General features: G+C 48.6%; 10 protein-coding genes. 6 read left to right on the top strand and 4 right to left on the bottom strand.

Annotation, left to right across the window (positions count from 1 at the left end; translation table 11 throughout):
* Positions 1 to 18 precede the first annotated feature (18 nt).
* Genes OI18_RS09755 through OI18_RS09745 form a run of 3 tightly spaced genes read right to left on the bottom strand, consistent with a single transcriptional unit; the run spans position 19 to position 3,502 of the window.
* Positions 19 to 1,842, bottom strand: a complete 1,824-nt coding sequence (locus OI18_RS09755; protein ID WP_039139434.1) for a BatD family protein — start codon at positions 1,840 to 1,842, stop codon at positions 19 to 21.
* Positions 1,843 to 1,861: 19 nt separating this feature from the next.
* Positions 1,862 to 2,560, bottom strand: coding sequence for an SDR family oxidoreductase (locus OI18_RS09750; protein ID WP_039139433.1), 699 nt, complete (start codon positions 2,558 to 2,560; stop codon positions 1,862 to 1,864).
* A gap of 18 nt (positions 2,561 to 2,578) precedes the next feature.
* Positions 2,579 to 3,502, bottom strand: a complete 924-nt coding sequence (locus OI18_RS09745; protein ID WP_082037910.1) for a DUF2167 domain-containing protein — start codon at positions 3,500 to 3,502, stop codon at positions 2,579 to 2,581.
* Between the two features lie 86 nt (positions 3,503 to 3,588).
* Between OI18_RS09745 and OI18_RS09740 the strand changes: the two genes are divergently transcribed.
* A complete protein-coding gene (locus OI18_RS09740) occupies positions 3,589 to 4,296 on the top strand; it encodes a YjjG family noncanonical pyrimidine nucleotidase (RefSeq protein WP_039139430.1) in 708 nt (235 codons plus the stop codon).
* A 6-nt stretch (positions 4,297 to 4,302) separates the two neighbouring features.
* Here OI18_RS09740 and OI18_RS09735 read toward each other — a convergent pair whose 3' ends face one another.
* Positions 4,303 to 4,989 carry a phosphatidylserine decarboxylase family protein gene (locus OI18_RS09735; protein ID WP_240312748.1) on the bottom strand — a complete coding sequence of 229 codons (687 nt, stop codon included), beginning with the start codon at positions 4,987 to 4,989 and terminating at the stop codon, positions 4,303 to 4,305.
* A 33-nt stretch (positions 4,990 to 5,022) separates the two neighbouring features.
* Here OI18_RS09735 and OI18_RS09730 point away from each other — a divergent pair, with 33 nt between their 5' ends.
* The 5 genes from OI18_RS09730 to eno all read left to right on the top strand — a co-directional run bounded on the left by OI18_RS09730 (position 5,023) and on the right by eno (position 13,953).
* On the top strand, positions 5,023 to 6,162 hold the full coding sequence (locus tag OI18_RS09730) for a formimidoylglutamase (RefSeq protein WP_039139426.1): 1,140 nt from the start codon (positions 5,023 to 5,025) through the stop codon (positions 6,160 to 6,162).
* A 38-nt stretch (positions 6,163 to 6,200) separates the two neighbouring features.
* The gene (locus tag OI18_RS09725; protein ID WP_039139424.1) at positions 6,201 to 7,541 is read left to right on the top strand and encodes a D-alanyl-D-alanine carboxypeptidase/D-alanyl-D-alanine-endopeptidase; all 1,341 of its coding nucleotides are present in this window, start codon (positions 6,201 to 6,203) and stop codon (positions 7,539 to 7,541) included.
* Between the two features lie 59 nt (positions 7,542 to 7,600).
* Entirely contained in the window at positions 7,601 to 9,460 is a 1,860-nt protein-coding gene (gene mutL, locus OI18_RS09720) for a DNA mismatch repair endonuclease MutL (RefSeq protein ID WP_240312747.1), read from the top strand.
* A 196-nt stretch (positions 9,461 to 9,656) separates the two neighbouring features.
* Positions 9,657 to 12,578 (top strand): serine hydrolase domain-containing protein, encoded by a 2,922-nt coding sequence (locus OI18_RS09715; protein WP_039139420.1) that lies wholly within the window; start codon positions 9,657 to 9,659, stop codon positions 12,576 to 12,578.
* An 82-nt stretch (positions 12,579 to 12,660) separates the two neighbouring features.
* Entirely contained in the window at positions 12,661 to 13,953 is a 1,293-nt protein-coding gene (eno, locus tag OI18_RS09710; RefSeq protein WP_039139419.1) for a phosphopyruvate hydratase, read from the top strand.
* Positions 13,954 to 14,028: the final 75 nt, after the last annotated feature.

Raw genomic sequence — 14,028 nt, 5'->3', positions numbered from 1 at the left:
GCTTCGTATGCTGAAGCTTTAGCGTAGGCATAAATTGATTTTATTTACGAGCTCTTCCGCCCGTGGAAGCAGGTCATGGTCAATCGACAGTTCCGTTGCAGGCACATATAACGCCCACTCACATTCATTCCAGCACCTGTGGAGTTCCTCCACTTCAGTAGCCTGCAGGCCTTTTTCAAGCAACAGTTTTGTAGCCATGGGTTTCTGCTGCAATGATCCCGGAAGGTTCAGCTTTTCAGCAATGGCCAGCCATAAGGCTTTTTCAATTTCCCGGTAATAGGAATGGACATCGTTTTCCGCCACGGCATTTTTGGCTGCCGCGAAAAGATCATGAGCAACCTCTTCTGTGGTGCCTTCAGCCTGCTGATTAAGTAATGCAGCTTTTTTCCGTCTATTTCTTCGTGTAATAAATACAAAAGCAAGAACGGAAGTCGCCAGCACAACAAATCCGCCTGTAACGACCATCATTATTCCATTCCCGCTTTTTTCTTCAGGCCCGGCCAGCATGTTACGCTTTCGTTTAATGGCATCTGTTACTGCAAGAATATTGCTGTCCGTACTCAGGGTCTTGTATTTTGCTGTCGCCGGATCAAAATAGCTGAATTCAATTGGCGGTAAAATATAGCTGCCGGCTTTGGTGGGTGTGAAAGTATACCGGATAAACTTCCTACCCTCCATAGGTGATTTCATTTTGTTCAATTCTTCCGAAACAACCGGGTCAAATGCTTCGATTCCAGCCGGAAGCTTCCATGCAGGAGCATTTACAAGCGGGAGATTTCCACTGCCTCCGATCACAAGCTCGTATTCCGCATTGTCCTCGGCAGCAACCGTGCTGTCCTTCAGTTTGCCACTGATGGTAAAATTACCGACAGCTCCGTCAAAGCTTGCAGGTGCGCCCGCGGGAAGGGGTTTGATATGAATGGTCTGTGGCTGACTGCTTAGTGTGAGCCGGTATTCCTCCCAGTTACCAGTAGGTTCTCCCAACAGGTCATCAAACATTCTTTCCAGCGGAGTGCGGTTCGACGGTTCAGCCTGGGGAGAAGATGGTTTCAGGAACCTCACTACATTTTCGAGCTCCACCGGCTCAAGTACAAAATCGCCTTCCTGCAGTGGGAACAACTGCGTTTTGCGGATAATGTGCACCTGGTACATTTTGCCATTGATCGCTTCCGCAACAGGACCGGCGCCATCCGGGTCAATCATGTCATATACACTGAATCCATTCATGCTCGGCCGCTTTATCACCCGCGACTCAGAACGGAGACGTGTATACAATTTATACGTCGCCATTATCGGTTCGCCGATATAAGCTGATGTCTTATCCAGCTCAAGCTTTACCAGCAGGTTCTTTTTGATTTTTTCGACCGGTTTGTCGTTTGGGCCGAGGATATAATCTTCCTCAGGCTGTTCACGGAAAGATGAGATGCCCGGATTCATCGGGAAAGGATTTGGAGCAGGTACATTGCTGTCATCTACCTCGATGATCAATTTGTTCGACTGCATCTTCTGGCCATCGATCCATGCCGTTGCACCAGGTACCGTCAGTTTGCCCGTATGCAATGGCTGCAGCACATAAGTCATCGCTTTATATTGCGTTAGCTGGCCGTTGACAAGCGACATGCCCGATGTCTCAACCGGGCCGTGCATGATCTTGAAATCAGTGAATACTGGTTCCTTGAACTTTTCGATCTTGTCCGCATTTTCAATGATGTATTGTACCTGGAGAATGCCGTTCCTGCTTATTGTCAGCTCATCGGCAACTGTCGAAAATGCAGGCTGCGACCATCCTGCGAATGGCAGGGCGAAAAGAAAAATGGCCAGTATGAAACTCCTCCATTTCATATGCTGCAGTTCAACAGTTTCAGAGATCTCCGAGTTGAGGTCTCATTATAATATCCTCGACGCAGGCCTGGGGCGACAGCCTGCTCGCTGCTTCGATCATCACAGCTATATCAGCCGCTTCCATTAACCGCGCCGGATCAACTCCCGCACCTTCCCATGATGCAGTGTATGCCGCACCCGGCATCACAGCAGAAACCTTGATGTTATATGGCTTTAATTCTTCCCGCAGGTTCCTGCTGAATCCCAGTAAGGCATGTTTGCTGATACTGTAAGCGCCACCGTTACTATAAGCTTTAATGGAAGCGATGGAACACATGTTGAAAATATAACCCGAACGCTTTTCCATCATGGCCGGAAGAAAAGCCCTGGTAACATGATAAGCACTATACAGGTTGGAAAGCATCATCTGTTCCAGGACACCTTCAGCTTCGTTATAGATGCTTCCGGGAATGAAATTCCCGGCATTGTTTATAAGTATGTCCGGCACTGCGGATTCAAGTACCCATGATACAAATTCCTCCGCAGATGCACGGTCGGAAACATCTGCAGGTCTTCCTTTTATAGTGGCCTGGGGAAATTGCCGCAGCAAGGATTCCATTGCGGAATACAATCCAGTTTCTCCCCTGCTGCACAGGAAAAGCGTATGACCGCCAGCAGCATATTGTTCAGCTAAAGCTTTCCCGATACCCTTACTGGCGCCAGTGATCACAATATTCATGCGTAAATGTAAGCCATCTTACGCTTGCATTGATCTGCCTTTTCTTTTAGAAATGCTAAATGCAAACCCTGCCGCCAGCGCAAGTCCGCCAAGGGAAAACAAGACCTTCCGTGATGTGCTCATGGTCTTGCCTGCGTTTTCTGGTTCCTTGCCGGTTACAAGATCTTCCAGTTTCCAAGTGCCTTCAGTTTCTCTTTCCGGTTTAAAATCACTGTAAGCAAAACCACTTTCAAACTGAATTTCTTCAACGATGCGGGGTAATAGTTCTTTTACCGTTGCAAGCTGGTCCATCGTGGCTACCGCACTGATTGTGATAACCCCGCTTCTGCCAAGCAGGCGCACTTCATAATTCAGGATTCTTTCCTCCGTGCCCGACACACTGATTTCGGTTGCCCAGGTCAGCATGTTTTGTTTGGCATCGTATGTGGGTTCTCCTGCCCAGCCGGTTACCTTCATTGTATTGTAGCCAAATTTTTTCCTGTTGTCATTGGCGGCTTCCATATGTTCCTGCAGCTGGCTGAGCAATGAAGGGAAATCAATTTTCGAAACATCTGCATCCGGTACGTGACCGATCTCATTGTATCCTATCACAAAACTGAAATCATTGGCAGACCTGTTCACACTGAACTTCCTGTTCACGATCATCCCGATCACAGATGAATCCGGTGAGTTGCCCCAGAGCTGTTCCAACACGAACCTGCTTTGTCCGCCATTGATAAAACGTAAATCATCCGGAACCTGGAGTCGTATCCTTCCATCGGCAAGCGAAAAGGAACCGCTGCGGAATTTTAGTTTTTTATCCGCTGAATCAAGCCTGAGATTTAATTGGTTGATGACCTGTGCTTCTTCTGAAGCTGTAAGCCGGAGACTGTCGTCGAGGGGATCTGCGATAGACATCAGCGAAAACAACAGGGCACACCCTGTCATTAGGGGCTTTTGCATACGGATGTAGATTTTTTAGGGTTTAGGATCGGGGGGCAATATAGTACAAGGTTTCCGTTGTTGCAATAACTTTGCAGGTCTGATTTATGAAAAAATATCAATATTTATTTTTCGACCTTGATCATACCCTGTGGGATTTTGATTCAAATGCACGCCAGTCGCTGAAGCAACTCTTTTCTGAGCTTTCGCTTCCTGATCGGGGCATTAATGACTTTGAGAAATTTTATACCCAGTATATCCAGCACAACGACAAATTGTGGGAAAGGTACCGGAAAGGTTTTATCCGCGTCGATGACCTGAGATGGAAAAGAATGTGGCATACATTGCTCGACTTCCGGATCGGCGACGAGAAACTCGCACGAAGAATGAGCGATATCTTTCTCGAACTTCTGCCGACACGGACATTACTCTTTCCCCATGCCGTTGAATTGCTCGATTATCTCAAGGCAAAAGGATTTGCGCTCCACCTGATAACAAACGGTTTTGAAGCCACGCAGCACAGCAAACTGGAAAATTCAGGGCTCCGGCAATATTTCGGCCAGGTCATCACTTCCGAGGGAAGCAACAGCATTAAACCCCAACGCGAAATTTTCGAGTATGCGTTCCGGTTAACCGGAGCCCAGCCACATAACAGCCTCATGATCGGGGATAATATTGAAGTGGATATCCTCGGCGCAAAAAATGCAGGAATGGACCAGGTATATGTGAATCACATCAACAACTCACCCTGTGTGGATTCTACCTACACCGTATATTCACTGAATGAGCTGAAGGCCCTCTTTGAAATTGAATAAGCCCGGTTACAATACGGCCAGCACTGTCTGGCCGCCTTTTACCATCTGGCCGATCTGCACGTTCACCTGCGTTCCTACCGGAAGTAATACATCAACCCGGCTGCCGAATTTGATGAATCCCAGTTCTTCATTTTGTTTTACCTGCATTCCGGGCTTCAGGTAATTGATAATCCGTTTAGCTAGCGCGCCCGCAATCTGCTTTACCAGGATCTCGGTATTTTTCTGCCTGATAACAACACTGTGCCGCTCATTTTCAGTGCTGGATTTGGGATGCCAGGCCACCAGGTATTTTCCTTTATGGTATTTGCTGTAAACAACTTCTCCTGAAACGGGATTGCGGTTTACGTGAACGTTGGCGGGACTCATGAAAATGCTGACCTGCAGCCTCTTTCCATTAAAATATTCCTCGTCTGTGATTTCTTCTATAACAACAACTTTGCCGTCGGCCGGACAAATAACCTGGCTGTCGCCAAAAGTCATTTGCCTGTTCGGGATCCGGAAAAATGATATGATGAACAGCAACAGGCCAAGGGTAACTACCAGGATGATCCAGCTGACAATCGGTGCAGATGCGCTGATAAAGAAAAAGGAAAGAATATTAAGAAAAGCGAATATCAGCGTAGCAATGGCAATAGATTTAAATCCTTCTTTGTGAATGGTCATGTCAATTGGTTGAACGACAAAATTAGGCATAAGCAAAAATTGTCCAATTATTATCTTGCAGCCATGAGTGACCTGCAGCATTTAACCGATTATTTAGTGCCCGTTTCGCTTTCCGTATTGAATGGTGACGAAGGTTACCGGGCAGGCCAGATGGGAAAACATATTACTGTATTTGAAGATGAGTTTCCGGACCTTACTGAATCCGATCTTGTGATCGTAGGCTGCGGCGAGGAGCGGGGCATCGGTATGGGTCGCCCCTTTTCAGCGGCACCTGACCTCATCCGCAAAGAATTCCTGAAAACCTTTTACTGGCATCCTGACGTGAAAATTGCGGATATCGGCAACATCAAACCCGGCGCATCTCTGAGCGATTCCTATGCTGCCCTTAAGATTGTCATCACTGAACTGACAGAGGCAGGCAAAATTGTTTTGATTATCGGGGGTGGACACGACCTCACGCTTTCACAATATCATTCTTATGCCGGCAGGCAGCAACTGATAGAAGCTGCATGCATTGATGCACGTATTGACCTGGATATGGATGCACTGCCGCAGGCAGAACATTTCCTGATGGAACTGCTGACCGGTGAACCCAATTTCATGCGCCATTACAGCCACCTTGCCTTCCAAAGCTATTATGTTCATCCATATATGCTCGAGAACATGGATAAGCTCAGGTTCGATTGTTTCCGCGTGGGACAGATCAAGGAACAGATTGACGAAATGGAACCTGTGATCCGCAATTGCCGTATGGTCAGCTTCGACCTGTCCGCTATCGCCCATGCGTACGCGCCCGGCTCTGCTGTATCGCCGAACGGTCTCAATGGCGAGGAAGCCTGCGTGCTTGCCCGGTATGCAGGAATGAGCCCCACCGTCAACAGCTTCGGCATTTACGGCTACCAGCCGGCTAACGATCACCAGCAGCTCACGGCAAAACAGGTCAGCCAGATGATCTGGTACTTTATCGACGGCATCAGCAAAGGCAGGCGCGAAGCCGCCATCAGGGAAAGAGAAGCTTTTTACGAGTACAATACGGCCTTTGCCGAAGTTGAAACAGTATTCCTCCAGAGCAAGAAGACCGGCCGCTGGTGGATGCAACTGCCCGACCAACGCTTTATCGCCTGCTCTTATAAAGACTATGTAATTGCCAGCAATAATGATATTCCCGAGCGTTGGCTGCGGGCGCAGGAGAGAAGCGCCTGAAATGCGGGAATGTGAATTTGTGAACCTACATTTGAAAAATGCGATCATCTTATTTGACGGGACTCCTGGTAGCCGGTGCCGTTGCCGGCCTGGCATCCTGCTCACCCGCTAAGCAGATTGGAAAGGAAGCAAGGAACCTCCTGCTGAATAAAGAAGGACTCAGGGAGGCACATATCGGGATCAGCATTTACGATGCCGATGCCCGCCGCAGCGTGTATGAATACCAGTCCGAAAAGTATTTTGTTCCGGCGAGCAATGTCAAGCTGTTCAGCATGTATGCAGCGCTCCGCCACCTCGGTGATTCACTACCGTCGCTCCGCTATCGCGAAACCGCCGATAGTATTTACCTGCAGCCGGCCGGTGATCCCACCCTCCTGCATCCCGACTTCAAACAGCAACCCGTAATCGAATGGCTGAAAAAATCCGGGAAGGAACTGGTGATCAGCAACGGCAACTGGCACGAGAAAGAACTCGGGTATGGCTGGTCGTGGGACGATTACAACAGCAACTACATGGCGGAAAGGAGTTCATTGCCTGTGTATGGCAACGTGATCAAATGGACCCAGGTAGTTGAAAAAGCTGAAAATCCCGATGGAAAAATGGTGGATGAGGCATTTGTATACTCTGAGCCTGAAGTGTCCTGGAAGCTGCGTTTCAATCCCGTTAAAGGCACAAATTTTACAGTTGTCCGCGAGCGTTATGACAATATTTTTAATGTTACGGAAGGAAAGGAATTGATCCGCTCCATCGAAGTGCCGTTCGTAACCAATGGCCTGCTGTCGGCCCTTGACCTTCTGCGTGATACAATTGGCAGGTCAGTAACATATGTTCCTTCTGAAAAAATCCCCGCCTGCACTTCCGTGCGTTATTCACAGCCACTGGACCAGGTGCTCCGGCTGATGATGCACCGCAGCGACAACCTTTTTGCCGAACAATGCCTTCTCATGACCTCGCAGCATCTTCTCGGGGCAATGAACACAGAAGAAATAATTGACACCCTGCTGCGATCCGACCTGAAAGGTATTCCACAGCAGCCGAAATGGGTGGACGGCAGCGGACTGAGCAGGTATAACCAGTTCACACCTAATGATTTTGTCTGGTTGCTGCTACGGATGGAACAGGAATTCGGCAGGAACAGGATCGATTCCATTCTTGCCGGTGCAAATGAAGGAACGCTTGCGGGATATTACAAAGAAATGAATGGTGATATTCATGCTAAAACAGGAACGCTCAGTGGTCATGTAGCCCTAAGTGGGTACTTGACAACCAAAAGCGGAAAACACCTGATATTTTCCGTGCAGGTAAATAATCACAATACCAGCGCAACATTGGTGCGTCGCAGCGTCGAAGCCTTTCTGAAGAAGGTTCACAGTGAATAGTCTTTCCCTACCTTTGCTGCCTAAAGAAGAGATACCAATTGCCTGATAATATACAATTGTTGCCCGATCATATTGCCAACCAGATCGCGGCAGGGGAAGTGATACAGCGACCGGCTAGTGCAGTAAAGGAATTGCTGGAAAATGCCGTTGATGCTGGTGCAACAGAGATCAGGCTGATCGTTAACGATGCCGGTAAAGCACTTATCCAGGTTATTGATAACGGCAAGGGCATGAATGAAACAGATGCCCGCCTGTGTTTTGAGCGTCATGCTACCAGCAAGATCAGGCAGATAGAAGACCTGTTCCATATCAACACGATGGGTTTCAGGGGCGAGGCGCTCGCTTCCGTTGCTGCGGTATCGCAGGTCGAACTACGCACCCGGCGCCACTCAGATGAGCTCGGCACATATATCGAGATTGAGAACAGTGCAGTGGTGCGCCAGGAGCCCTGCGCAGCGGCACCAGGCACCAGCATTTCCATGAAGAATCTCTTCTTCAACGTACCCGCACGCCGGAATTTCCTGAAAAGCAACGCCGCAGAAATGCGCCATGTCATCGATGAATTCATCCGCGTGGCAATGGCTTTTCCGCAGCTGTTTTTTTCCCTTACCCATAACGGCCAGCAGGTATTCCACCTCGATCGCGGTTCGCTTAAACAAAGATTAGTGCAGTTGCTTGGAAGTCACTATAATTCCAGGCTGGTAAGTGTCCAGGAACAGACCGACTACCTGAATATCCAGGGCTTTGTCGGCAAGCCGGAATCAGCGAAAAAGACTCGCGGCGACCAGTATTTTTTTGTGAATAACAGGTTCATCCGGAGTGCCTACCTGAATCATGCGGTGATGCAGGCCTACCAGGATCTCATTCCCGGCGACAGTTTTCCCGCATACGTGCTGTTTATAGATCTCAATCCCGAACAGATTGATGTGAATGTGCACCCGACAAAGCAGGAGATCAAATTTGAAGATGAAAAGATAGTGTATGCATTTGTCCAGGCCGCTGTAAAGCATGCCCTGGCCCAATTCAGTATCACGCCAACACTTGAGTTCGATATCGATGAAGGAATCCAGAAGCTTGATGCGGTTTCCAAACCATTCACCCAGGAGCAGCAATCTGCCGCGAGCAGTTCAGGGCTGTACCAGGCGTTTACCCGTCAGCACCAGGCCCACTTTATTGAAAAAAGCAAACCGGATCCTGCGGGAAACAAAACAGATTCGCCCTCCGGCGCATTGAAGAGTTGGGAAACATTTATTGAAGCCTCATCATCAGGTGGAAAAAATGAAGGCAGTTTCGAATATGAACAGGCATCATCTTTCGATTGGGAACCGCCTAAAAAGAAATGGCAGCTGCCCGAAGTCTGCGACTTCCTGCAGATCCAGCTGCAGTATATCATTGCCCCTGTTCAGCAGGGTTATATCCTGATCCAGCAACAACTCGCGCATGAAAGGGTATTGTATGAACGATATGCCGCTGCCCTCGTCGGCAAACCCATGGCCACACAGCGAAGTCTGTTCCCCGTAACTATTGATCTTTCACCGGCAGATGCTGCCATGCTGCTTGAAATGCTTTCCGATATGGCCCTGCTTGGTTACCATATAGAGCCATTCGGTCAGAACAGTTTTGTTATCCAGGGTACACCGGCTGATATTCTCCAGGGTAATGAACGTGCCGCTATTGAGCAATTACTCGATCAGTACAAACACTTCAGCAGCGACGTAAAATTTTCAAAGCGCGAAAAACTGATCCGTTCTCTCGCCTCACAACATGCCATCCGCACCGGCACACAACTTACCCAGGCCGAAATGCGCCAGTTGGCCCGCGACCTGCTTTCCTGCGCACAACCAAATGTGACAGCCACAGGTAAACCTACCTTCATAGAATTCAACCGCGACTATTTAAATAGGTTATTCGAAAAATAAACATTTCCCTCTTCGAACAGTCGCCAGTTCGCGTTCACCTTTTTGCGGGCAATACTTGTAATATGTAACTTCTTCTTCTCTCAGCCCTTACAAACCCGCATCTGTACTGAATTTATCGTTCGCTGCCTTTTCCAATTTTAATTTTTAATTTTTCCTTTTTAATATCTTTACCCCTTAGCATTTTGCAAGCAATCATATGAAAAAAGGATGGTTAGTGGCAGCAGGTCTCATTCTGTGTGGGAGCTCATTTGCCCAGAAGAAAAGCAAATTATCAGCGCAGCAGTGGGTAGACAGCGTTTTCAGTACGCTTTCTGAAGACGAAAAAATTGCGCAGTTGATGGTCGTTAGAATGTCTTCGATCAGGAACGGTCAGCCTGTATTTTATGACAGTCTCGTCAACGATGTTGTAAAGCGATACAATGTCGGGGGCATCTGCCTCTTCCAGGGCGGACCGATCCAGCAGGCACAAAGAGTAAACGCTTTACAAAAAATGGCGAAGACACCAATTCTCGTAACGGTTGATGGTGAGTGGGGACTTGGAATGAGGTTCGACAGTGTACAGTCCTTACCCAGGCAGATGATGCTTGGTGCCATGCAGGACGCGCAACTCATGTATGATTACGGGAAGATTGTGGCGGATCAATGCAGGCGCATAGGCATCCAGGTTAATTATGCTCCCGTAGTAGATATCAATAACAATCCCGATAACCCAGTGATCAATGACCGGTCATTCGGCGAAGACAAATTCAAAGTAGCACAATACGGCCTGCAGTATATGAAAGGAATGCAGGATCATGGAGTGATGGCCTGCGCGAAACATTTCCCGGGCCATGGTGATGTGGCGGTCGATTCTCACTACGACCTGCCCGTGATCAATAAGTCCCGGGACGAACTGGATTCGCTCGAGCTTTATCCTTTCCGCGAACTGTTTAACGCAGGTGTCGGAAGCGTTATGATCGCTCACCTCGCAATTCCTTCCATCGACAAAACAAAAAACCTCGCCACATCCCTTTCTAAGAAAAATGTAAACGGCTTACTCCGCAAGGAATTGGGCTACAAGGGACTGAGCTTTACCGACGCACTGGAAATGCAGGGCGTCGCCAAATTTTTCCCCGACGGCGAAGCCAGCGCACAATCTCTTATCGCAGGTAATGATATGTTATGTCTTCCCGGCGACATTCCCGGCGGCATTGAACAGGTTAAAAAAGCACTGAAGCGTAAGAAACTCAAATGGGCAGATCTCGACCAGAAAGTGAAAAAAGTATTACATGCGAAATACCAGTACGGCCTGGCAAACTGGGAGCCGGTTGATTTTCATAATCTGACCGCCGATCTCAATAAAGACGTTCCCGCAATGAGGAGAAGGGTTGCGGAAGAGGCGATAACACTGCTTCGCAACTCGGGAAATATTTTACCGTTGACAGCCGGCACCAGTCAACGCGTTGCCTATATAGCCATGGGTGGCAAAAAAGACAGCCAGTTTGCAGACAGGATGCGGGACGACTACAATGCTCATGTGTACAACTTTGACTACAGTCTCGACAGCACACAGGCCGACGCGCTGCTGACACTTATGCGTAACCGTTATGACATCATCATCACGGGGTTTCATAATTATAACCGCGTTCCGGCCCGGAATTTTGGAATCAGTGCTGCGGCTGTTTACCTGAATAGCCAGGTCGAAAAACAATACCGCCAGGTGACTTTCTATTTTGGAAACCCGTATGCAACCAGGAACTCCTGTGATAACAGCGTGGTGCTCGCTGCTTATGAAGATGACCCTGTTACCCAGGAAGCCGCAGCCGACCTGCTTAACGGGAAATTTCCTGCAAAGGGAAAGCTCCCTGTAACCACCTGCGATGCTTTCCGCTACGGGTCAGGGATCGTTGAACATAGGATCCTGCCCGAAACCTGGGCAGCTAATGTCGGCCTCGATTACAACAAGCTGTTGAAAATTGATTCCATCTGCACCGATGCCATTGCCCAGAAAGCAATTCCGGGATGCGTGGTAATGGTTGTCCGCGATGGCAAAATCGCCTACGAAAAAGCTTTCGGTAACTATGCCTACACAGATTCCGCGGCAGTGCATTGCGAAACTCTTTACGACCTCGCTTCAGTAACGAAAGTGATGGCGACTACGCTCAGCGTTATGAAGCTGGTGGACGACGGAAAGCTCGATATTTCCCGTACCCTTGGTGATTATCTTCCCTGGACAATCGGTACCGATAAGTCAGGGCTGATTATCCGCGATATTCTCCTTCACCAGGCCGGCTTGAAGGCTTTTATCCCTTTTTACAGGGAAACCATCGATCCTCAGGACGGCTCTCCGAACGGATCAGTATATGCGTATAAACCGGATTCAGTATTTAATGTCCGTGTAGCCGACAATATGTTTATGCGTAAAGACTGGACCGACACGCTTTACAAAAGGATCCTGCAAAGCGAACTCGGAATGCGCGGCAAATACATATACAGTGATAATGACTTCATTTTCCTGGGAAAGATCGTAGAAGCGATCTCAGGCAAACCTATCGATGTGTTTGCCCGCGAAAATTTTTACGAGCCCCTGATGCTTAATCATACAGGCTTCACTCCACGTGCAAGGTTTCCAAAAAACTTTATTGCCCCAACCGAACAGGAGACAACTTTCAGGAAGCAACTGATACAGGGGGATGTACATGATCCGGGAGCTGCCATGTTTGGCGGTGTTGCCGGACATGCAGGACTGTTCAGCAATGCGTATGAGCTTGCAGTGCTTTCACAGATGCTGCTGAACAAGGGCACCATTAATGGCAAAAGACTGCTGAGCGCTGCAATCATCAACCAGTTCACCGCTTATAGCAGCGATGTCAGCAGGCGTGGACTTGGCTTCGACAAACCCGAAAAGGATAATGCCGTGCGCAGTGAACCGTATCCTTCCCTTTCCGTCTCAAGGGAAACCTATGGCCATACCGGCTTCACAGGCACCTGCATCTGGATCGACCCCACTTATAATCTCACGTATATTTTTCTCAGTAACCGGGTCAACAATAACGGTGATATGAACAGGTTCCTCAAGATGAGTGTGAGACCTAAAGTGCAGGAAGTGATCTACGGTTCTATTAAAGTGAAGAAGTGAGTGGGCGACCTATTTCACTTTCTATTACCTTTGCTTCCGCTTGCTGTGTATCCATTCATCACCAAACTAAACAAGCTAAACAATGAGCTACATTTCCGAAGTACATGCCCGGCAAATACTCGACAGCCGCGGTAACCCCACAGTAGAAGTAGATGTGATAACAGATGAAGGTGCGCTGGGACGGGCAGCTGTTCCGAGCGGAGCCAGCACAGGCATACACGAAGCAGTAGAGCTGAGGGATGCGGACAAGAAAAAATATGTAGGCAAAGGGGTACTGAAGGCTGTAAAAAACGTAAACAGCATAATATCAGACAAATTGCTCGGCTGGGAAGTGTCAGACCAGGCTGGCCTTGACAACCTTATGATCCAGCTCGACGGAACTCCCAATAAAGGAAAACTGGGAGCAAATGCGATCCTCGCCGTGAGTATGGCCGCTGCAAAAGCTGCTGCTCTCGAAGCTGGACTTCCATTGTATCGCTATATCGGCGGAACCAATGCGAAGACATTGCCCATGCCGATGATGAATATCCTCAATGGCGGAGCCCATGCGGATAACAAGATCGATTTCCAGGAATTCATGATCATGCCGGTTGGTGCACCGGACTTTTCGGAAGGACTTCGCTGGGGTGTGGAAATTTTCCATACGTTGAAAAGCGTGCTCAAGAAGAAGGGCTTCAGCACCAATGTGGGCGATGAAGGTGGATTTGCTCCAAATATCCAGAGCAATGACGAGGCAATCGAAACCGTACTCGAAGCAATTTCTGCAGCAGGTTATAAGACCGGCTCCCAGATTGTAATCGCGATGGATGCTGCGAACAGCGAACTGTGGGATGCAAAGGCCAAAAAATATGTGTTCCACAAAAGTGATGGCAAGAAACTCAGCAGCGAACAACTGGTTAAATTCTGGGAAAGCTGGGTTAAGCAATATCCCATCGTTTCAATCGAAGATGGGATGGCTGAAGATGACTGGAATGGCTGGAAAATGCTTACGGAAGCCGTTGGTGACCGTTGCCAGCTCGTGGGTGACGACCTGTTCGTGACCAACGTGGAAAGGATTCAGCAGGGAATTGACAAGGGAATCGCAAACGGACTGCTGGTAAAAGTTAACCAGATCGGAACTATTACCGAAACCATCAACGCAGTAACGCTCGCGCAGCATAATGGGTATAACACCATCATGAGTCACCGTAGCGGCGAAACTGAAGATACTACCATCGCCGATCTCGCTGTGGCCCTGAACTGCGGACAGATTAAAACTGGTAGCGCCAGCCGTACAGACCGGATGGCCAAGTACAACCAGTTGATCCGTATCGAAGAAATGCTCGCCGAATCTGCCGTTTTTCCCGCCGGAAAGATTAAATTCGGAAAGAAATAATTAATCGGAAATAGATGACTGATGCCGGAACCCAAAACCGGGTGCCGGCATCAGGCTTCAACACTTCCCGGACTC

It is taken from the genome of Flavihumibacter solisilvae, from assembly GCF_000814475.1.
Lineage (GTDB): Bacteria > Bacteroidota > Bacteroidia > Chitinophagales > Chitinophagaceae > Flavihumibacter > Flavihumibacter solisilvae.
The sequence above is the reverse complement of the archived record's forward strand: the minus strand, read 5'-3'. Positions and strand labels throughout refer to the sequence as shown.

What these genes read in the sequence shown, in the direction of transcription:
- eno (WP_039139419.1), top strand. Translation starts at nt 12,661, where the DNA reads ATGAGCTACATTTCCGAAGTACATGCCCGGCAAATACTCGACAGCCGC.
- OI18_RS09715 (WP_039139420.1), top strand. Translation starts at nt 9,657, where the DNA reads ATGAAAAAAGGATGGTTAGTGGCAGCAGGTCTCATTCTGTGTGGGAGC.
- OI18_RS09755 (WP_039139434.1), bottom strand. Translation starts at nt 1,842, where the DNA reads ATGAAATGGAGGAGTTTCATACTGGCCATTTTTCTTTTCGCCCTGCCA.
- OI18_RS09740 (WP_039139430.1), top strand. Translation starts at nt 3,589, where the DNA reads ATGAAAAAATATCAATATTTATTTTTCGACCTTGATCATACCCTGTGG.
- OI18_RS09725 (WP_039139424.1), top strand. Translation starts at nt 6,201, where the DNA reads ATGCGATCATCTTATTTGACGGGACTCCTGGTAGCCGGTGCCGTTGCC.
- OI18_RS09735 (WP_240312748.1), bottom strand. Translation starts at nt 4,989, where the DNA reads ATGCCTAATTTTGTCGTTCAACCAATTGACATGACCATTCACAAAGAA.
- OI18_RS09750 (WP_039139433.1), bottom strand. Translation starts at nt 2,560, where the DNA reads ATGAATATTGTGATCACTGGCGCCAGTAAGGGTATCGGGAAAGCTTTA.
- OI18_RS09745 (WP_082037910.1), bottom strand. Translation starts at nt 3,502, where the DNA reads ATGCAAAAGCCCCTAATGACAGGGTGTGCCCTGTTGTTTTCGCTGATG.
- OI18_RS09730 (WP_039139426.1), top strand. Translation starts at nt 5,023, where the DNA reads ATGAGTGACCTGCAGCATTTAACCGATTATTTAGTGCCCGTTTCGCTT.